Origin of the sequence: Lonsdalea britannica (assembly GCF_002111595.1) — a bacterium.
Lineage (GTDB): Bacteria > Pseudomonadota > Gammaproteobacteria > Enterobacterales > Enterobacteriaceae > Lonsdalea > Lonsdalea britannica.
This window is the reverse complement of sequence record NZ_LUTN01000010.1, coordinates 1-18787: the sequence shown is the minus strand read 5'-3', so window position 1 is coordinate 18787 and position 18787 is coordinate 1. Positions and strand designations below refer to the sequence as shown.

Here is an 18787-nt window from a genome sequence, read left to right as displayed (position 1 = left end):
TTTATATCCGACCTTGTGGAAAAGTAAGTGGGGACGTTTCGACGGGCTTCAAGGGAGGAAGGCAAAATTTTTTCGCTTTGTTCGCGCTTTTTCACACCCCTCGAAAAAAAACGCAGCAGATCAGATAGCTAATAAAAAAAGACCGCCTGAATCAGCGGTCGTCATTTTCATCATGTTTCTCAAGTCGTTCAGGGCGTTGATCCTTACGTTGATATTCACCCTCGAAGACATCGCCCTGCGATCCTGCCGGACCCGAGCGCGAGCGCCAAAGATGCAAATGCGGCATCAGTTTCAACGTCAGATGTTTTTGCAGCGCCGGCAGCAACAGCAGCAGGCCAAGAAAGTCGGTGAAGAACCCCGGCACCAGCAGCAGAAATCCTGACATCACCAGCGAAACGCTTTTCACCATCTCTGCGGCCGGACTCTCGCCCGCTTCGATTTTCCGCTGCATCTGAACAAAGGTTCTGACTCCCTGATTACGGACCAGCGAAACGCCGAGGCAGGAAGTCAACACCACCAGCAGCAACGTGATAGCGATACCCAGCACGTGGGCGACCTGAATGAAAATGAAGATTTCAATGTAGGCCAACAGGAAAATCAGTATTAAAGGTATCCAGCGCACCCAGTGCTCCTGTAATTGATATTTAACGTATTGATAAAAAGTATATTCCTAAAACTTGCGCTCGTAATATGCTATTGACGCAGTCATAAGCGGCTTTCTGTAAGAGCATTCAACGCGCCCGTCATTTCGTTACAATACTGTTGAGATGGTAGCTCATACGCTATTTTTCAACCTACGTACGTGGTTTTTTTTGGCTGCTATCGTTTTTCAGCTATAGTCACGCCGAGTGACTATTCATTACGATTCACTCAGGAGACAGACAATGGAATGCCCAGATGTGATCAAGGCGACTATTTCACGCACAGGTTAAGAATATAATAGTGGAATACCCGTTAATAGCGGTCAAATGCACCACCCCTCTTGGGAAAATACCTTACGATAAGCTGTACAAACGCTAACTTATAGAAGAGTAAGAGAAGGCTCTTTATGTCAGACAATATCCGTATTGAAGAAGATCTGTTAGGCAGCCGAGAAGTACCCGCCGATGCTTATTACGGCATCCATACCCTTCGCGCTATTGAAAACTTTTACATCAGCAATCAGAAAATCAGCGACGTCCCGGATTTCGTTCGCGGCATGGTGATGGTCAAAAAGGCCGCCGCTATGGCTAACCGAGAGCTCCAAACCATTCCACGTAAAATCGCCGACGTGATCATTCGCGCCTGCGACGAAGTACTCAACAACGGTAAATGTTTAGACCAATTCCCGGTGGATGTCTTTCAGGGCGGCGCAGGCACCTCGTTGAATATGAACACCAACGAAGTCCTGGCCAATATCGGTCTTGAACTCATGGGGCACCAAAAGGGCGAGTACCAATACCTCAACCCCAACGATCACGTTAATAAATGCCAGTCGACCAACGATGCCTATCCCACCGGTTTTCGTATCGCCGTTTACAACGCGATCCTGAAGCTGATTGATGCCAATACGCATCTGGGCGAAGGGTTCGAGCGTAAGGCCAAAGAGTTTGAAAACATCCTGAAAATGGGACGGACTCAACTGCAAGACGCCGTGCCAATGAGCCTGGGCCAGGAGTTCCACGCCTTCAACATTCTGCTGCAGGAAGAGAACAAAAACCTGCTGCGCACCGCTGAACTGCTGCTGGAGGTAAACCTGGGCGCAACGGCGATCGGCACGCGGCTGAATACGCCGGACGGCTACCAGCAACTGGCCGTGCAAAAGCTGTCCGAGGTGAGTCACCTGCCCTGCGTTTCCGCAGAAGATCTGATTGAAGCGACATCCGACTGCGGCGCTTATGTGATGGTGCACAGCGCGCTCAAACGTCTGGCGGTCAAGCTGTCGAAAATATGTAACGATCTGCGTTTGCTCTCTTCAGGCCCGCGCGCGGGGCTCAATGAGATCAACCTGCCTCAGTTGCAGGCCGGGTCATCCATCATGCCCGCGAAGGTCAATCCGGTCGTCCCCGAGGTGGTCAATCAGGTGTGCTTCAAGGTTATCGGCAACGACACCTGCGTCACAATGGCGGCCGAAGCAGGCCAGTTGCAGTTGAACGTGATGGAGCCCGTAATTGGACAGGCCATGTTCGAGTCCACCCACATTTTGACCAACGCGTGCTACAACCTGTTGGAGAAATGTGTGAACGGCATCACCGCCAACCAGTCGGTCTGTGAGTCTTACGTGTTTAACTCCATCGGCATCGTTACCTACCTGAACCCGTTTATCGGTCATCATAACGGTGATATCGTCGGTAAAATCTGCGCCGAAACCGGGAAAAGCGTACGTGAAGTCGTGTTGGAACGCGGCCTGCTGACTGAAGCAGAACTGGACGATATTTTCTCCGTACAGAACCTGATGCATCCGGCTTATAAAGCGAAACGTTACACCGACGAAAACGAACCGCAGTAACCTCCTCAGCTCCCTTCGGCGCCGAGCCATGCGTCGAAGGGAGATTTTGTGACTCTTCTCACTTCCCACAGCGTCTATTTTCGACGCGATCCGCGCTTACGCTCACGCTGGCCTCAAGGTATAGTGTGGCGATAATTTCACGTTTCCGCTGCTGAGGTCATTATGTCTGAACTCATCGCCTACGACGCCGTGGTGGTGCTGTGTACCGCCCCCGACGACGCCAGCGCCAGATCGCTAGCCGCCGCCGCGCTAGAAGCCAAATTGGCAGCCTGCGTCACAATATTGCCCGGCGCCGTTTCGCTTTATCGTTGGGAAGGGAAACTGGAGCAACAGCAGGAGATCCAGCTGATGCTGAAAAGCGACCAGGCGCATATGCAAGACCTGTTCACGTTGCTGAAACAGCAGCATCCTTACCAAACGCCGGAATTATTGGCGCTTCCGGTTCACGACGGCGATAACGATTATCTCTCATGGCTCAACGCGTCCTTACGCTGATTATCCTCTTCGGCACATTGCTTTTTACTGCCGTCGTGCCTGCCGAAAATCCTTTCGGCCGTGCGCAAACGTCGCGATTTCTGCCTGCCCCGCAGGCGTTTGTCTTCGACTTCCAGCAACAAGGGAAGCAGCTCAAGCTTCAGTGGATCATTCACCCGGGCTATTACCTGTATCGCCAGAAAATAGCGATTCACTCCGGCACCACCACGCTAACAAGCATTGAGTTTCCGGCTGCCGAACGGCATCAGGACGCGTTTTTCGGGGTGGTCGACATTTTCCGGGATCGGCTACAGCTCAATGTTCCTCTGGATGAACTCCCACAGGGCAGTACATTAACGGTCAGCTATCAGGGCTGCGCCGATGCCGGGTTCTGCTATCCGCCGGAGCAGCAAAACATCCCGCTCAACACATGGGATAGGGCCGACGAGACGACGGCCACCCCGCCGCCACTGCCGTTTTCTCCGTGGTGGGCCATAGTGATCGGTATCGGAGTCGCCTTTACGCCCTGCGTGCTGCCGATGTACCCCTTGATCTCCAGCCTGATTCTGGGCCGTCGGGAACGTCTTTCCACTCGACGCACTTTGCTCTTGGCCTTCGCGTATGTGCAGGGTATGGCACTGACTTATACGCTGCTGGGATTGGTCGTGGCGGCAGCCGGTCTGCGCTTTCAGGCGGCGCTACAGCACCCTTACGTCTTAATCGGATTGGCGTCGCTGTTCACCTTGTTGGCGCTATCCATGTTTGGCCTTTTTAGCCTGCAATTACCTTCCGCCATGCAAACGCGACTCGTTGACTGGAGCAACCGACAGGAAAGCGGTTCATTATCCGGCGTCTTTTTGATGGGCGCGCTCGCCGGTCTGATTTGCTCCCCCTGCACCACGGCGCCGCTCAGCGCGCTGCTGCTGTATATCGCCCAGAGCGGCCATATGCTTGCGGGCGGCGGTACGCTGTACCTGTATGCGCTGGGAATGGGTTTACCGCTGATTGGCGTCACCCTGTTTGGCAACCGTATCCTGCCCAAAAGCGGTCCGTGGATGAATCATATTAAAGAGGCCTGCGGTTTCGCGATGCTGGCGTTGCCGGTATTTCTACTGACGCGGCTACTCGGCGACCTCTGGGCCTGGCGGCTATGGGGCCTGCTCGGCGTCGCGTTTTTCGGTTGGGCCTTCGCCCTCAGTCTGCGCGGACGAGGTGGCTGGATACGCGGTCTTCAGGTCTTGCTGTTGCTCGGCGCGCTGGTCTCCGTACGGCCAATACAGGACTGGCTGTTCGCCTCGGCTGAGCCACAAACCGAATCGGCTTCCGACATCGCTTTTTCGCCCATCAACAATCTGGACGATCTGAACACCGCCCTTCGCAGCAGCCACGGCATCACCATGCTGGATCTCTATGCCGACTGGTGCGCCGCCTGTAAGTCGTTCGAAAAAGTCACGTTCAGCGATGTCCAAGTGCAACATCAGATGGCTCGCCTGCGGCTCCTGCAAGCCGACGTCACGGCCAATACGCCTGAACAGAACGCCCTATTGACGCAGTTGCAGGTGCTCGGCCTGCCAAGCATTCTATTTTTCGACGATTCCGGCAAAGAAATTCCGGGGTCACGCGTCACCGGTTTTATGGATGCGGCGCAGTTCCGGTCGCATTTGCAGAAACTATCTCCGTCAACGACACTTGTTGATTAACGGCCACGTACTGAGAGGAGAACACATGCAACGGGAAAAAGTACTGGAGCATGCGCTGACCTTGCTGGAACAGCATGGTTTCACCGCCATGACACGGGAAACACTGGCCGACAGTCTGCACATTTCTTTGGAGACGCTGGCGCCGTTCTGGCCCGACGATGAGGCGGTGCTGTATGACAGTCTGCGCTATCACAGTCAACAGATCGACGGCTGGCGCAGGCGACTGATGCTGGACGACTCGCGCGATGTAGAGCAAAAGCTGTTGGCGCGTTATCACGTTCTGAACGAGGCGGTTAAACAAGGGCGCTATCCGGGTTGTTTGTTCATCGCGGCCTGCAGTTTTTACCCGGACGTTCACCACCCCATTCACCAACTGGCCGAGCAGCAAAAGCAGGCGTCATACCACTATACCAAGGAGCTGCTGAGCGAATTAGACATCGACGATCCTGCGATGGTCGCACAGCAGATGGAACTGATTTTGGAAGGTTGCCTGAGCAAACTGCTGGTGAAGCGCCAAATCACCGATATTGCCGTCGCCAAACGGTTGGCGGAAGACGTATTGCGCATCGCTTGCTGCCGCCTAAACGGCGCGCTGAGTTAAGCCAGGCCGCTGATATATATCAGATAGCATGGCTTTGACTGAAAAGTCAGCAGTCAGCGCTATTTTCCCATAAAGCCGTTGACGGCGCGGAACCAATACGGTTTAATGCGCCCCGTTGCCCGGATAGCTCAGTCGGTAGAGCAGGGGATTGAAAATCCCCGTGTCCTTGGTTCGATTCCGAGTCCGGGCACCAAAATTTAGTTTCAGGATGTCCTTATGCGTCCGGGAACGTTGAAAAATCAGTAAGTTGATAAGAATCTGGAGTACCAACAGGTACTACCAGATTTTTTGACATCCGTAGTTTTTGGGGGCTTAATTGGGGGCCTGCCGGTTCGATAAACTATGGAGCCCCCACCATGCCTCTGACAGATACCGCCATCCGCAACGCCAAGCCGTTCGATAAACCTTACAAACTCAGCGACGCGCAGGGTCTGTACCTGCTGATTAAACCCAACGGTTCTAAACTCTGGCATCTCAAATACCGCTTCGGCGGCAAAGAGAAAAAGCTGGCGTTTGGCGCTTACCCCACCGTCACGCTGGCAAATGCCCGTAAGCTACGCGAGGAAGCCCGTGCGGTACTCAGTGCAGGTGCCGATCCCGGCGTAAAAAAACAGCAGGAGAAGCAGGCGAGAAAAAACGGCAATACCTTTGAAGAGATCGCCCGCAAGTGGGTGGCGGGTAATACCCGTTGGACTGAAGCCCATGCCGCCAAAGCCCTGCGCTCGCTGGAACTGCACGTCTTTCCGCTGATCGGTAAATTCCTCGTTACCGACCTGAAAACGGCCGATCTGCTAATCCCGCTGCGGGTGGCGGAGAGAAAAGGCAATCTGGAAACCGCCGCGCGGATACAGCAGCGCACCACGGCGATCATGCGCTATGCGGTACAGGAAGGACTCATCGCCAGCAACCCCGCCAACGATCTGGCCGGAGCCATTGCGCCGCCGCCAAAAAACCACTACCCCGCCCTACCGCTGGAGAAGCTGCCGGAGATGTTGGAACGGATCGAAGGCTATTCCGGCAGATTACTAACCTGTCTGGCGGTGCAGCTTAACCTGCTGATCTTTATTCGCTCCAGCGAGCTACGCTTTGCCCGCTGGACGGAGATCGATCTGGATGGCGCAATGTGGACCATCCCCGCGCAACGTGAACCCATTCCGGGCGTGCGTTATTCAGAGCGCGGCGCGAAGATGAAAACACCGCATCTGGTGCCGCTGTCAACACAGACGGTAACTGTACTGAAGCAGCTAAAACTGCTGTCCGGTAGCAGTGAGTTGCTGTTTCCCGGCGACCACGATCCGCGCAAACCGATGAGCGAAAACACCATCAACAAGGCGCTGCGCACGATGGGCTATGACACGCAGGTGGACGTTTGCGGTCATGGTTTCCGCACGATGGCCTGTAGCGCGTTGATTGAATCAGGCCGCTGGTCAAAAGATGCAGTGGAGCGGCAGATGAGCCATCAGGAGCGTAACCACGTTCGCGCCGCCTATATCCACAAGGCGGAGCACCTCGACGAACGCACGCAGATGATGCAATGGTGGTCGGACTATCTCGACGCCTGCCGGCAGAAATTCATCCCGGCTTACCGTTTTGAGAGGCATATTCAGGTTGCCTGAACCCGCGACTGATTGACGCCGAAAAGCAGATCTCTGCGCCAGCGGATCTGCTTTTTTATTTGCACCAACACTGGGGCCTATCACAGCCCTCATTCACTGACGCCGGTAAAATCGCAGGACTGCACCAGATTCCCCGTCGAACGAACATCGAACTGCGCCAATCACGGCCTTTTCAGCCTTTGGCCCTTTCCGGTTTGGCGCTGTTACCCTTAGCATCCTTTACCCTTTAGCCCTTTTTCCTTTTGGCTGACGCAATGATCGAACATTCATCAACGGCTGCACCAGCACGGAAACTCACTCCTCTCCCCGCCGTCCGTAAACCTGCGCCACATAACGCCCGCGCCCGTCGCCGTGGCCTAAATCCATCGCGACCAATGCCAGAGCCTCTTTTTCACTGAATCTCTGCGCCAGGTAATGGCGAATGGCATCCTTCGCCCAGGCGTAGCGCAATGAATGCGGGGAATATGCGCCGGTCAAGCCGATACGCGAAGCCTGACCGTGCCAGTACTTCATCGCGCTTTTCAGATCGGGTTTATCAATCAGCCTGCCGTTGCGTTGTTCCGCCACAGCCAACGCATTTTCCAGCGCTTTTCTGACTGCGCCAGCATCCAAAATCACCGTCTCGCGGGGCCGCCCACCTTTGGTGCCGAACACCACGGTCAGCCGGGATTCACCGCGTTCCAGCGCCTGTTTCCACGTCCTAAGCGATTGCGCGCACTGCACTGCTTCCTGTGAACGCAGGCCCATCAACTTTGAAAGTTCCAGCGCCGCCGCCATCCCGGCGTCTTTTGCGCGAGCGATTTCCAGCACCTGCCAATAATACTCCGCCGTAATCGCCCGCCGGGTGCCGTTGCGGGATGCGCCGGACAAGCCGAGCGATTTATTGGACAGCCGTTCACTGGCTGCTAACCGATCACGCCCGGCCTGCTTCAACAGACAGCGGATCGCCGCCATCTCGTTTTGCAGGCTACGTTTCGTTATGCCCTGATCCAGTCGTTCCCGAACGTAATTCTCAATATGCCGCGCTTTCAGTTGCTCCACCCGGCGGATCTGTACATTCTGTTCCAGCAAGCGCTCACAAAATCGCTGCGCCAGCGCCATGCGATCGTGGACAGTTTTATGACTGCCACCCGCCTGCCGCGCCAGCATTTTCATTTCCTGCTCCAGAAAACTCATCTTCTCTTCCCCCTTTCATGATTGCCGCAACTCCAAAATCTGATACAACTTTTCCCCGGCGCGTAGGCCGATAGCCCTGAATGATGGGTCGGGCTGCGAACGATACCTGAGCGCCGGGGCGGCAGCCGTTGAGGTGTTGTGGGGCTTCGGTTGTGCTCTCTGAGCAGCCGCCCGCTTGCGCGGGTTATCCCCCAGATCGTCCTGATCCCCCTCCGGTATCGGTTCACGTTCTCCTGTGAGTGAAAGTGGGTGGAATCACGGTGTCGGAATCCCGCCGTGCGTTGGCGCAGCTAAATTGTCTGGTGCAGTGAAAGGGCGTTGGTGCGTCACTTTCCCGCGTTGCGCGGTTAAAGTGACGCACTGGACTGGCACAGTGATTAAAAATTGAAATTCTGGTGCAGGATTGCGGTCACGCGGCAGCAAAGCCGCTGTCTTTGCAGGCCGCGGCCCGTCACGTTTATAGACTGGTGTAGAGAGTGAAGGATGACCTCAACCGTCTGTTAGACGGTCTGGCAGTTTACAAAGGTAGCCGCCATAAGGGACGACCATCCTGATTCATCAGGCGCTTCTCTCAGGTCGTGAAGCATTTTGTGCAGGTGAAAACTTACACCCGTGGCAACAAGGCAGAAAGAGAAAACTGTTTTTTGCTTTTACACAGTTGTTTATTGATTTTTTGATCACTTCATGAATAACAAGCTGCCACGCTTCGCTTGCCTTCTCCCGTCCTGTTATCTGCGTTCGCCGATAACAGGACGGGAGAGATTGTTTTACTTTAGTGCTCCTCTGGCTTGCGGTAACGGGAAGGCCAGATTTCCGCAGGCGCAACACCCAACGCTTCCGCAATCAGCCGTTCTCCCTTGGGCCAGTGTTTTGTCAGCGCATTCGCCAGCGTGGAAGAGGCCAGCCCCGCGTTACGCGAAACCGCCGCCATCGACGTTCCCCGCTTTTTCAGCGCCGCAATAATATCGGCGGAATGCCAGTCCTGTTGATTCATACCGCCTCCTCATTAATACATTTCACACCATCCGCTGTACGTATCCAGCGCGGGGCTTTCAGTTCAGCGGCAAAGTAATCAACCAGTTCCGCCAGAAGCCAACGCAATTGTTCTTCCGCTTGTGGTGGAAACATCCGGCAAAGCAGAAGCTGAGTCAGGGTAAAACAGTAATCGCAAAGCGTATCCGCATCGGGGGCAAAACGGGGAGAATTTGTGGGCAAGGTATCAACGGTTAGGCTGTCTATCAGGTGAGGCGGAATGGGATCGCTTAGGCCCGGTTTCAGCAGCGCAAGACCGGCGGCGAACCGACCGCAGAGAGCCATCTTCAGTACAGGATCGTAGCTTTCCGCCTGAGTATCTGCGCACTTTTCACAATGATCGGCCAGTACGGTGAAATCTGTATCGGCATTAAAAGGGTGGGAAAGTAACGGATGAGTTTGATCGAGGGTTGTAGCCATAGGGCAGCCTCCAGTATGTGATGTTTAAACCATCACCGAAGAGACCAATCTTACTGGTGGTGGACTGAACGGAGTTGGTCTTACCGGCCATACTGGAACCGGCGCACCTTGCGGTGCCCCCGCCCAGCCCACCATAATTCGGCATAGCTAAGCATTACGACATAAAAAAAGACGCAAGGCGCGTCATATGTCGCCAGTATGGTATTCGGGAGACCAATCCCGGCACCTGATTTTGCAGGTACGCAAATATGCTACGACTGGCGATGAAAAACAGCAAGAAGTTTCCGGATGAAATAATCAAATCATAAATACGGTAGCGCAGGTATATATATACACGTCACATATGTATTAGTTTACAATCATATAACATGAATAATGTTATTGCATCAGGTGAAAATTTGCGCTTGAATGATTCTATATCTCATGAAATGTCACTTTTGATGTATGAACAGTTATTTAGACAAATTCATATGTAATTTTATACAGGTGATGATTAAAAAATGGTCACTCAAGAAGCCAGTTCTAAATTTTTAGGTTTTCTTTATCAGATTGAGCGCGCACTGTATCGCATCTTTGCTAGTGAGCATGATTCTGCGGTATTTGGAATTGAAACCGCAGATGATGTAGTAGAAGAAATTTCATTCAATAACGGTCAGCTTCATGTCTCTTTTGAGCAAGATAAACACGCTTTGGATATCAGTGGACAACCCTATCAGGATAGTAGCAAGAATCTCTGGCATACTTTACATATCTGGCTTTCAACAATGAAAGGTGCTCGAGAAAAATACGAGGAAATTTCTTATTGTTTAGTAACTAACAAAAATGTAGGTGCAAACACCCTTGCCAACTTACTTTCCAAAGCACAAACAGATGAACAAATAAAAATAGCATTAGGAGAATTAAGGAAACAGGCGGATGCTATTACAGGAGCAGTAAAAGAAATTGCAAAGCAAGTACTTAATTACTCTGAAGATGACCTTAATTTTTTGGTTAAAAACATTGTATTACTTGATAACCACGGGACTATTTCAGGCCTTGAAACTAAACGCGCAACAATAAACCTATTGCACCTCCCATCAGAAATCAAAAAGCATTCAGAAACAATATATCAGTCGTTATTGGGCTTAATTGTGGATAAATGCCAGTCAGCATGGAAAGCCAAGCAACCTATCGAATTAACAAAAGAACCGTTTTTTAATTTATTACATGCTGAAAGCAGTAAAATAAAGCGTAGGAATTTCATTGACCAACCTATGTTCAAAACTTCATATAAAGAATATTTAGAAAATGATGGAACTAGTCATACTTTTATTAAACAACTTCAAGATATTGGTCAAAGTGCTGATGCCTGTATCCACGCCCTGTCCAACTATTGGGCATTTTATGCTGAAAGAGTCAGATTACTAGATATAGGTGAAGTGTCACCTTCTGCATGGGAAGATCGTGACGATGAACTTTATAATAGATGGTTAAATATAAAATTCAGCTTACCTGAATCGGAAAATACGCATGAAAAGAAATTATCTTACTTTCAAAAAATATATTCAGAAACCATGAGCCCAAACTATAAAGCATCTCTCGATGGTAACGATACGGATAATTCCTATTTCACTATCGGAAATTATCACGAATTAGCAAATAATCCCGAAAAAAAATCATTTATATACTGGCATAATAGTTATAAAAAACACAAGGTCGAATAATTATGTTTTACATGGATAAAAACATCATTAACAACAGTTCACTTGCTTGTTTTTTATTTGTACTTTTCGTAGAAGAGTACGAGAAATTATCTATTGACGATCGCGTTCCAGATCTAATGCAATTTCTTCTTATACTACCATTTACATGGAATAAAATCAGCCGAGAAGCAATAAAAACAAAAAAATCATCAACACCGTTAGATGTTGTTATACAAGCAACCCCAATAATAAAATCAAATATAAATCAACGCATTGCTGATTATAGTGGCATAACACTTCAGGGATTAAATTTCGCTGTTTCATCAGGACTATTAATTAAAGTCGAAGCAGATAATAAAATTCTGTTCAAAAGAAGTCCTGCAAAATGGCCGACTAATGTAAAAAAAACATTACCTTCTGATATGAGTAAAACTATAATTCGGCTGGCAAACTGGTTCTACCATATGGATACTCCTTTACTTTATAGCTTACTTTTAGGGAAATCATTATGAAATTCATGATTGACTCACTGATTCTTTGGCCAACTAATCCTGAAAATGAGCTTCGTAAGATCTCTTTTAAAAAAGATAAAATAAGTATCATTCATGGAATTAGTGGAACAGGAAAATCATCGATTATATCAATAATTGATTACTGCCTTGGGGCTAGTAAATGTGCTATCCCTGTCGGGATAATTCGAGAATCCGTTATGTGGTTTGGCTTAACTGTTGATATTCAGGGATACAAATATCTTATTGCTCGCAAAACGCCGGGGAACAAATCTGTAAGCAATGAGTTTTGCCTTTCACTTTGCCCAGAAGAACTTCCGCTTGAACTGAATACCACTCACAATAATTCTGCATTTAAGAATAAATTTAACCAATTAGTCCAATTAAGCGATCTTCCTCAGTCAGAGGATAACGAAAGACCAGGTTTTGATGCCAGAGCTTCTTATAGAGACATGGCCGCGTTAAATTTTTTACCACAACACATTGTTGCAAATCCCTATACATTATTTTTTAAAGCCGATTCCTATCAGAATAAAGAACGATTACAAAGAGTTATGCCTTTCGCATTAGGTATAATTAATCGTGAATATATGATAAAAGAAAAAGAACGTGTAGATCTACAAAAAAGACTTGATTCATTACATAAACAACAAGAGGTTAATAAAAAAGCTTTGGCCGGTTGGGATTTTGAAGTCGATCGTTTATGGAGAGGGTGTATTGAATTAGGATTAACACCTTCCCCAGAAGAACAAGAAAAGGATACAGATTATAAGGTTGACAGGCTTACATTCATCAATAAAACTTACCTCGAAGGGAATCTTAGCAAACTATTAAATACTCCAAATTATGAATACACAAATGAACAATTAAAAAGACTTAATATTCTCGGAGAGGAAAAACAAAGAGAAGTTGATTCCTTGCGAGTAAAAATAAGAAATTATGAGCAATTATTTTCTAAAGGAAAATATTTCGCTCAAGCAGTAAGGAAAGAACAAGAACATATTGTAGGTTTTTACTGGCTCAAAGAAAATTTATCACCCAATGGAGAATGTATTGCTTGTGGATCAAAGACGAACGCTTTATCTGCTGTTGTTAATAACCTTGAGAGAAAAGTTTCAAAAATTAATATAATGTCCAATGCACTCTTTGATAATCCTGTTGCAGATAAAGAGTTAAACAATCTAAAAAAAGAACTAAGAAACCAACAAGATGAACTTCAAAATATAAGAAAACAAAAATTTCAATTTGAAAATATAGATAAAGCAACCAATGACTCATTAAATAAAGTATATGTTATAATTGGCCGAATTCAGGAGACATTGTCATCACTAAATAAGGTGAAAAACACTGATGACATCGGCGAGAAGATCAAAGAAATTAATACTCAACTGACTCCACTTGAACAATATTTCAAAACATCAAATCGAGAGAATTTAGAATATTCTGTTTATAAAAAAATAAATTCACTTATCGAAAAATATGTGGACAAGTTTGAACTTGATCGTCGGGGTGATATTAACTTTGACAAAAAAGAACTAACATTAAGCTTTAAAGCATCAACATATAGCAAAAATGAATATTTATGGGAGGTTGGTAGCGGTGCCAATTGGATGGGATATCATATTTCAGTATTCTTAGCTTTTCATGAATTCTTATCTCATGCGGACAGATTTACATTACCCCCTTTTAGTTTTCTGGTGATAGATCAGCCCAGTCAGGTCTATTTCCCTAGCGCTGACTCTGGCGAAAATATATTAGATCAGGCAGATAAAAATGGAGATTTACAAATAACCAGACATGACGACATTACTGCAACACGACAAATTTTCGAAATACTTTCATCCGCGATTGAAGAAAATAGTTACAATTTTCAAATTATCGTATTGGAACACGCCGATAAATCAATATGGGGAAAAGTAAGTAATATCCACGAATCTGCATGCTGGAAAAATAAAGGTGACGGGCTCATTCCTAAAGAATGGTTTTAGTAACTTTTAATAACTTAGACCTGATATGATACGTCAAAATTTCAAATATAATGTCAGATCAGGTCCGAGCAAATATAGGGTACGAGCATACTATGTTAAATTTCACTGACATTGCGTACTCATGCAAATAATCACAAATCAGGAATAAACCCTTCTTCCCTCAGAGCCTTAATCACCCCACGAATCAGATACGAGTTAGAGAACTTCGCTGTATAGGTACGAGCCCCTTCTTCTACTGGCTGGAGCAATCCCCGCTCAATCAGCTTACCAAGCTGGTAAGTCACCTGCGTCGGTTTCAGATCAGGTAAAACGGCGCGGAGATCGCCTGCTTTTATCGTCCCCAGCTCAACGGCGCGTTTCAGAACTTTCGACTCCAGTGGGTTTATCAGCCCTCTCTCCGAGGAAAAATCGATAGCCGGATACAAGATCTTTTCGCTCAGAAAAGCGTGGTTTGTCAGTTGATCGACTTTCTTCAGCTCAGAAGAGATCCCCGAAAGGACATATAAGCACCATTCCTCGAGCCCCTGTTCCGTTCCTTTATCGGCTAACGAAAGCATGGCGTAATAGAGTTCACGATCGTTACAGAATACCGCTGTCGGATTGAGAACCCGCCCACCAGCCTGAACATTAAAATCATACTTGATAAGCAACGCATAGGTCAGCAGCCTGACCGTTCTGCCATTACCATTGCCAAAGGGATGTATCCAGCCAAAGCGGTGATGCACCAGTGCAATCTTCATCAGATCGTACTTTGGTTTATCGGCACGGTTAATAAAGGCGGTCAGTTCTGCCATATAATCGGGAACGTGGATGTGGTCCGGCGGCAAATGGTCAGACTGAGCGATGCTGACATTATGTTGTCGATATGCACCGGGCGTTCTGTCGCCTTCCTGTTGCAACCCGGCTACCGCCAGACTATGCAACTCGCGGATAAAATATTCCGTTATCTCATCGCCATCGTTCAGGTATTCGTCAATGAACTCCATCGCGGCTTCAATATTGTTGATTTCTTTGAGCTGATCCGTCGAACTCTGTGTTCCCTCAACCTTGCTTTCAACATAGTCGGCAAGCGTGGTGTGGTTTCCCTCAATCCTTGCAGAGCCAAGACTCTCCAACATGTGGAAAACCGCCTTCAACTGCGCAAACAGGATAGGGTGAACATCGGTTTCCAGCCGTAGATGCCGGAGTAACTCCAGCTCCGTCAGCGCATCGACCAAAGGGGAGTCAAAGCTGGGATTCAGAAGCGAGAGTTCAAAGTGATTAAATTGAGCCATGATGTTTAGTTATCTCAACTGGTGCATGACGATATCTCAAAAGTATAGCAAAAATACTAATAGAATCTATAAATTAGAAATTTCATCTTTTCTCATTATCTCAAAAAACTTTGTTCCAACATATCAAATGTAAGTTTGAACGATGTTCAATCGGAAGGGTAGGATCCATTGTCCGCATGCTGTTAGCAGGTAAATTGTTAGGGGCTAGTCAATAAGAAACTTATTAAGAAGATTGCGGCTTTCCGAGAGCGCTTCAAACTGACGGTCTATCTGCATCAGTTGTTCTCGCACTTTAGCTTTTAGTTCCTCGCAAGGTGAGGTTCCTGCATGTACGCAGTTCAGCAAACTACGCACAACCGGTAACGTGAAGCCTGCACCATTCAGAATAAGTATCCGTCTGAGAATATCCACATCTTCTGACGAGAAACTTCGATAGCCTGCGTCGGTTCGCGAAGGATGAAGCAAACCTGCGCTCTCGTAGTACCGAAGCATCCGTATGCTAACGCCAGTCAATGCCGCCAGTTTTCCAATCTGCATAACGTCCTCTTGACTCTGACACCACTGTCAGAGTGTAAGCTTTGAACTCCCGAAATGACAGGAGTAGCGACATGTTAAAACTAGTCATGTGTGTCAAAAGGCGCGCCCATTTAACGCGAGAAGAATTTGATCATTACTGGCGTAATCAACATGCCTCACTGGTGGTTAAACACTCAGAACGTCTTGGTATTCGTAAGTACATCCAGACAGTTCCCTTTGCGAATAATACTGCGCAATCGGCGCTTCAGCAGACAAGAAATTCATTGCCCGTCGATTTTGATGGTTGCGCCGAGTTGTGGTGGGACAGTCTGGAGTCGCATCTTGCAGCCCGAAAAACAGAAGAAGGATTAAGCGCCCTTCAGGAGCTTATTGATGATGAGGGGAAATTCGTGGATTTGCAGCATTCGCAACTCTGGTACGGTGAGGAGCGGTGCGTGATTTGTGAGTGAAACGTCGACGGGTTTAAAAATTACTCTATTCGTCTATTCAGAAGCGACTTTTTGGTGAAAATTTAAACCAACTCATTCTAGCGTTATATATGGACCTGGACACATAACGGAGCCCCTGCCCTTAAACATCGATTTTTCGTAATAACCCTCACAAAAACAAAGTGATTTTTTATGGGGGCTTTCATGGGGGCGCTGTTTACAAGAAATACCAACAAAACCAATAATAAACAGCATATTAATCGTCGATATGATCCCGAGTCCGGCACCACTTATTCAGAAAAACCAGCCTATTGGCTGGTTTTTTGCTTTCTGGAGTATTGCCTTTTCACCGAACCCCGTTCGATGATTCGCCGCAAGCGGCTCACCCCTTCGGGGTCAGCGCGTCAACGCGCAGTTCAACGCCTACGGCGTAGTCCGCCCCCCCTTCCTTTTTTATGCTTTCTTATCAAGACCTATAATGTTTCGATTCAATGAGTTGGCATGAAAACCATTCCAATGCGTTTTGATATCCCTTCGTATCGGGGAATTTGTGGGTCAGAACGCGGGTCATTTAGTTCGATGAACGGGAGTGACCCTTATATGTTAACTGACAACAAAGCCAGCAAGACAGGCGTCAAGTCGCCCGCAGAGCGCCATTCTCAGCGCCGGAGCGTTGCTTTCTATCAGGGGTTCGGTGAAGTTTCGCTATGGTCGGCCAGTACGGTGAAATTCATGGCGGCGCTGAAAGGTACTGTAAGTAATGGAGCAAGATGCAACATGGCAGTAAAAGGGGCTAAAACCTGGACCTATGATTTAACCGTCGAACTGACCATGAGATAAACCGGCCCTTTGACCTAATATTCAGGCGTGCCATTTTTTTTCAGGCGCGTCTGATAGCGATGATGAGGGATAACAATGAATGTAAATGGCCTATCTGAGTCCGCAACTTCTTTCCGTTCTGGCGAAACAAAGGCAACGGGAAACAGCTCGGGCGTATCTACAAGTCATCACCCCGATATTATTTCCGGTGAGACGGAATCAAAATCACAAAGCAGCGTTTCCACGCTCGCTCGTCAGTTGGCCGATGCCGCAGTGAGAGCAGAAGCCCGAGACGCCAGCTGTAGCCGTGATGAACTGCCGAGGAGCTGATGAGTGATACTCCTCTGTTTTTACTGAAAAACATCACTCATGCCTAAGATACCGGCGCATCTACGCAGCCGGTATTGCATGGCGTTTCTCTATCCATTCCTTCCGGCCAGAGCTGTGTCATCGGTGATGAGTAGGGCTGGGGCAAAAGCACTCTGCTGAACATCATCGGACAACTCGACCAACCTACTACCGGAAGTCTGCTGCTGAATGGCCGTGACATGGCACAAGCCTATGCCGACGATCCCGCAGCAACTACAGGAGGGAATGCCGCAACAGTCGCGTACCTTCTCTTGGTTGCGGGCAATATTGGGGGAATCGCATTGGTGGTGGGCGGCGTGGATGTAATGAATGTGATGGTGATGAACATAACCGAACGACGACACGAAATCAGTGTGCGCATGACCTTGGGGTACGGCCATAGACATTAGCCGCTAATTTTTGCTGGAGACGATCGTACTGAGTGGCCTGTGCGCTTGCCGAAGCAACGTTTGGTCTGACCGCCGCTTGTCTATTCGTAAAATTTTCCGGCTGGGCGTTTTCCCTATGACCGCTGTCACTGCCGCAGGGGATCGTCAGTTCGATGCTTGTCGCGCTATTATTCGGCCTGCACCCGGCCCTGACGGCAGCTCGATTCGAACAGTAGCGAGTCGATAATTTTTAAAATTATATCTTGTATAGTTTTATGATAAACAATCACGTTAAACCTGACTTCAGCAAAAGAGAAGACAGGTTTAACACGCTTTTTATCTGCCTATTCGCCATAAGCCTACGATGCTAGAGCGATGTCATATATTCCATTGTTCAGGCACTGAAACTGCATACTCGGCGCCAATTTCCCTGAAGTGTGCCTCGGCGGACTTAATCTTGGCATTTTCAGATGGCCTCCTTTTTTGCTCATCCATGGTGCTCTTAGTTTCGCGAACCATATAGATGTGGTCTTCGCCATCTTCGGATTTCATGATGGCCCAGTCGGGATTATAAGGGCCAACCGGCGTGTCAATCTGGAATCTTGGCGGTAATTTCATAAACAGCCTGATATCCTCGCGGTGATCGAGAAACTCTGCGAACTTTCTCTCTGGACTGTCTGACCCACCATCAAATACGACACAATCGAAATCAGTTTTCTCGGTATGTATGACGCGGTACAGATGTTCTTTGAAGAAATCCTTTTCGGCAAGGCCATCGGATTGCAACTCGCGGAGTTCGTATACAGAGCCGCCAATCTTTTCATACTGAACGCCTTCGACAATGACACGCTGTAGTTCACCCTCTACGCAACGGCGTACCATCGCCATAAAGTCGTTCGGATTGGCAATGAACTCCTCCAACCTGCCGCTGCCGATGAGAATGTCCACGAGCGTCTTGCGCGTAAGAGACGTACCTTGCTGCAACTCACCGATAATGTCCGGCAGATCATAGCTGCCTTTGAGGTCGACAGTCCGCGCCCCCAGCTCTCGCCCTTGCGTGCCACCTCGCAGTACCTTCACACCCGCACGCGTGACATCAATACGTAACGGCTGGATTTTGGGTTCAGCCTTAAGCGCCTTTATGCACGACTCAATCAGCATAGGATATTTAACTGTCACTCGATAAGTCGTTTTCTGGCTGATAGCGCTCCAAAGTCTCTTAAAATCCGGCGAGGCATAGAGTTCTTTGTTAAATTTGCGCTTGGCCCTCATGCTTACAGGCTTCACATATCTCTCAATACCCGCA

Annotated in this window: 18 protein-coding genes and 1 tRNA gene; 12 read left to right on the top strand and 7 right to left on the bottom strand. The window is 48.4% G+C overall.

The genetic code is table 11. The features are described 5' to 3' along the window. Positions 1–151: 151 nt before the first annotated feature. The gene (locus AU509_RS09790) at positions 152–622 is read right to left on the bottom strand and encodes an FxsA family protein (RefSeq protein ID WP_085653475.1); all 471 of its coding nucleotides are present in this window, start codon (positions 620–622) and stop codon (positions 152–154) included. Positions 623–1048: 426 nt separating this feature from the next. On the opposite strand from AU509_RS09790, the gene aspA reads away from it, so the two are divergent. The 6 genes from aspA (at position 1049) to AU509_RS09760 (ending at position 6879) form a co-directional block, all read left to right on the top strand. Beyond that, positions 1049–2488, top strand: a complete 1440-nt coding sequence (gene aspA, locus AU509_RS09785; RefSeq protein ID WP_085653476.1) for an aspartate ammonia-lyase — start codon at positions 1049–1051, stop codon at positions 2486–2488. 162 nt (positions 2489–2650) lie between these two features. Continuing rightward, on the top strand, positions 2651–2983 hold the full coding sequence (gene cutA, locus AU509_RS09780; RefSeq protein WP_094118238.1) for a divalent cation tolerance protein CutA: 333 nt from the start codon (positions 2651–2653) through the stop codon (positions 2981–2983). Beyond that, positions 2959–4662 carry a protein-disulfide reductase DsbD gene (locus AU509_RS09775; protein ID WP_094118237.1) on the top strand — a complete coding sequence of 568 codons (1704 nt, stop codon included), beginning with the start codon at positions 2959–2961 and terminating at the stop codon, positions 4660–4662. The genes cutA and AU509_RS09775 overlap by 25 nt, the downstream gene beginning before the upstream one ends. A gap of 25 nt (positions 4663–4687) precedes the next feature. Then, entirely contained in the window at positions 4688–5263 is a 576-nt protein-coding gene (gene dicD, locus AU509_RS09770) for a division control transcriptional repressor DicD (protein ID WP_085653479.1), read from the top strand. 117 nt (positions 5264–5380) lie between these two features. Further along, positions 5381–5456: transfer RNA gene (locus AU509_RS09765), tRNA-Phe, on the top strand. A gap of 163 nt (positions 5457–5619) precedes the next feature. After that, positions 5620–6879, top strand: coding sequence for a tyrosine-type recombinase/integrase (locus AU509_RS09760; RefSeq protein WP_094118236.1), 1260 nt, complete (start codon positions 5620–5622; stop codon positions 6877–6879). Between the two features lie 294 nt (positions 6880–7173). Here AU509_RS09760 and AU509_RS09755 read toward each other — a convergent pair whose 3' ends face one another. From AU509_RS09755 to AU509_RS09740, 3 genes are all read right to left on the bottom strand, one after another. Continuing rightward, positions 7174–8055, bottom strand: a complete 882-nt coding sequence (locus AU509_RS09755) for an integrase domain-containing protein (RefSeq protein WP_094118235.1) — start codon at positions 8053–8055, stop codon at positions 7174–7176. A 772-nt stretch (positions 8056–8827) separates the two neighbouring features. Next, the gene (locus AU509_RS09745; protein WP_094118234.1) at positions 8828–9049 is read right to left on the bottom strand and encodes a helix-turn-helix domain-containing protein; all 222 of its coding nucleotides are present in this window, start codon (positions 9047–9049) and stop codon (positions 8828–8830) included. Further along, positions 9046–9507, bottom strand: a complete 462-nt coding sequence (locus AU509_RS09740) for a hypothetical protein (protein ID WP_094118233.1) — start codon at positions 9505–9507, stop codon at positions 9046–9048. The genes AU509_RS09745 and AU509_RS09740 overlap by 4 nt, the downstream gene beginning before the upstream one ends. 500 nt (positions 9508–10007) lie before the next feature. Between AU509_RS09740 and AU509_RS09735 the strand changes: the two genes are divergently transcribed. From AU509_RS09735 to AU509_RS09725, 3 genes are read left to right on the top strand one after another with little or no spacing between them, the layout of a single operon-like run. After that, the gene (locus tag AU509_RS09735; RefSeq protein ID WP_094118232.1) at positions 10008–11210 is read left to right on the top strand and encodes an ABC-three component system protein; all 1203 of its coding nucleotides are present in this window, start codon (positions 10008–10010) and stop codon (positions 11208–11210) included. 2 nt (positions 11211–11212) lie between these two features. After that, positions 11213–11701: a three component ABC system middle component gene (locus tag AU509_RS09730; RefSeq protein ID WP_094118231.1), complete on the top strand. Its 489-nt coding sequence runs from the start codon at positions 11213–11215 to the stop codon at positions 11699–11701. Further along, on the top strand, positions 11698–13686 hold the full coding sequence (locus tag AU509_RS09725; RefSeq protein WP_094118230.1) for a DUF3732 domain-containing protein: 1989 nt from the start codon (positions 11698–11700) through the stop codon (positions 13684–13686). Before AU509_RS09730 ends, AU509_RS09725 begins: the two co-directional genes overlap by 4 nt. 131 nt (positions 13687–13817) lie before the next feature. Here AU509_RS09725 and AU509_RS09720 read toward each other — a convergent pair whose 3' ends face one another. Next, a complete protein-coding gene (locus AU509_RS09720) occupies positions 13818–14960 on the bottom strand; it encodes a Fic family protein (RefSeq protein ID WP_094118229.1) in 1143 nt (380 codons plus the stop codon). Positions 14961–15164: 204 nt separating this feature from the next. Continuing rightward, positions 15165–15497, bottom strand: coding sequence for a MerR family transcriptional regulator (locus AU509_RS09715; protein ID WP_085653832.1), 333 nt, complete (start codon positions 15495–15497; stop codon positions 15165–15167). A gap of 71 nt (positions 15498–15568) precedes the next feature. On the opposite strand from AU509_RS09715, the gene AU509_RS09710 reads away from it, so the two are divergent. From AU509_RS09710 to AU509_RS18145, 3 genes are all read left to right on the top strand, one after another. After that, positions 15569–15946, top strand: coding sequence for an EthD domain-containing protein (locus tag AU509_RS09710; protein ID WP_085653831.1), 378 nt, complete (start codon positions 15569–15571; stop codon positions 15944–15946). A 480-nt stretch (positions 15947–16426) separates the two neighbouring features. Then, on the top strand, positions 16427–16765 hold the full coding sequence (locus tag AU509_RS18150) for a hypothetical protein (RefSeq protein ID WP_162896333.1): 339 nt from the start codon (positions 16427–16429) through the stop codon (positions 16763–16765). Positions 16766–17281: 516 nt separating this feature from the next. After that, entirely contained in the window at positions 17282–17419 is a 138-nt protein-coding gene (locus AU509_RS18145; RefSeq protein WP_176223472.1) for a hypothetical protein, read from the top strand. A gap of 440 nt (positions 17420–17859) precedes the next feature. Here the strand turns inward: AU509_RS18145 and AU509_RS09695 are convergent. Then, a partial coding sequence (locus tag AU509_RS09695) for a restriction endonuclease (RefSeq protein ID WP_457920371.1) occupies positions 17860–18787 on the bottom strand: 928 nt, incomplete at its 5' end.

Bases quoted from the DNA above. Each gene is read 5' to 3' on its own strand.
- aspA (WP_085653476.1), top strand. From the start codon at position 1,049: ATGTCAGACAATATCCGTATTGAAGAAGATCTGTTAGGCAGCCGAGAA.
- cutA (WP_094118238.1), top strand. From the start codon at position 2,651: ATGTCTGAACTCATCGCCTACGACGCCGTGGTGGTGCTGTGTACCGCC.
- AU509_RS09775 (WP_094118237.1), top strand. From the start codon at position 2,959: ATGGCTCAACGCGTCCTTACGCTGATTATCCTCTTCGGCACATTGCTT.
- dicD (WP_085653479.1), top strand. From the start codon at position 4,688: ATGCAACGGGAAAAAGTACTGGAGCATGCGCTGACCTTGCTGGAACAG.
- AU509_RS09760 (WP_094118236.1), top strand. From the start codon at position 5,620: ATGCCTCTGACAGATACCGCCATCCGCAACGCCAAGCCGTTCGATAAA.
- AU509_RS09755 (WP_094118235.1), bottom strand. From the start codon at position 8,055: ATGAGTTTTCTGGAGCAGGAAATGAAAATGCTGGCGCGGCAGGCGGGT.
- AU509_RS09745 (WP_094118234.1), bottom strand. From the start codon at position 9,049: ATGAATCAACAGGACTGGCATTCCGCCGATATTATTGCGGCGCTGAAA.
- AU509_RS09740 (WP_094118233.1), bottom strand. From the start codon at position 9,507: ATGGCTACAACCCTCGATCAAACTCATCCGTTACTTTCCCACCCTTTT.
- AU509_RS09735 (WP_094118232.1), top strand. From the start codon at position 10,008: ATGGTCACTCAAGAAGCCAGTTCTAAATTTTTAGGTTTTCTTTATCAG.
- AU509_RS09730 (WP_094118231.1), top strand. From the start codon at position 11,213: ATGTTTTACATGGATAAAAACATCATTAACAACAGTTCACTTGCTTGT.
- AU509_RS09725 (WP_094118230.1), top strand. From the start codon at position 11,698: ATGAAATTCATGATTGACTCACTGATTCTTTGGCCAACTAATCCTGAA.
- AU509_RS09720 (WP_094118229.1), bottom strand. From the start codon at position 14,960: ATGGCTCAATTTAATCACTTTGAACTCTCGCTTCTGAATCCCAGCTTT.
- AU509_RS09715 (WP_085653832.1), bottom strand. From the start codon at position 15,497: ATGCAGATTGGAAAACTGGCGGCATTGACTGGCGTTAGCATACGGATG.
- AU509_RS09710 (WP_085653831.1), top strand. From the start codon at position 15,569: ATGTTAAAACTAGTCATGTGTGTCAAAAGGCGCGCCCATTTAACGCGA.
- AU509_RS18150 (WP_162896333.1), top strand. From the start codon at position 16,427: ATGAAAACCATTCCAATGCGTTTTGATATCCCTTCGTATCGGGGAATT.
- AU509_RS18145 (WP_176223472.1), top strand. From the start codon at position 17,282: ATGGCCGTGACATGGCACAAGCCTATGCCGACGATCCCGCAGCAACTA.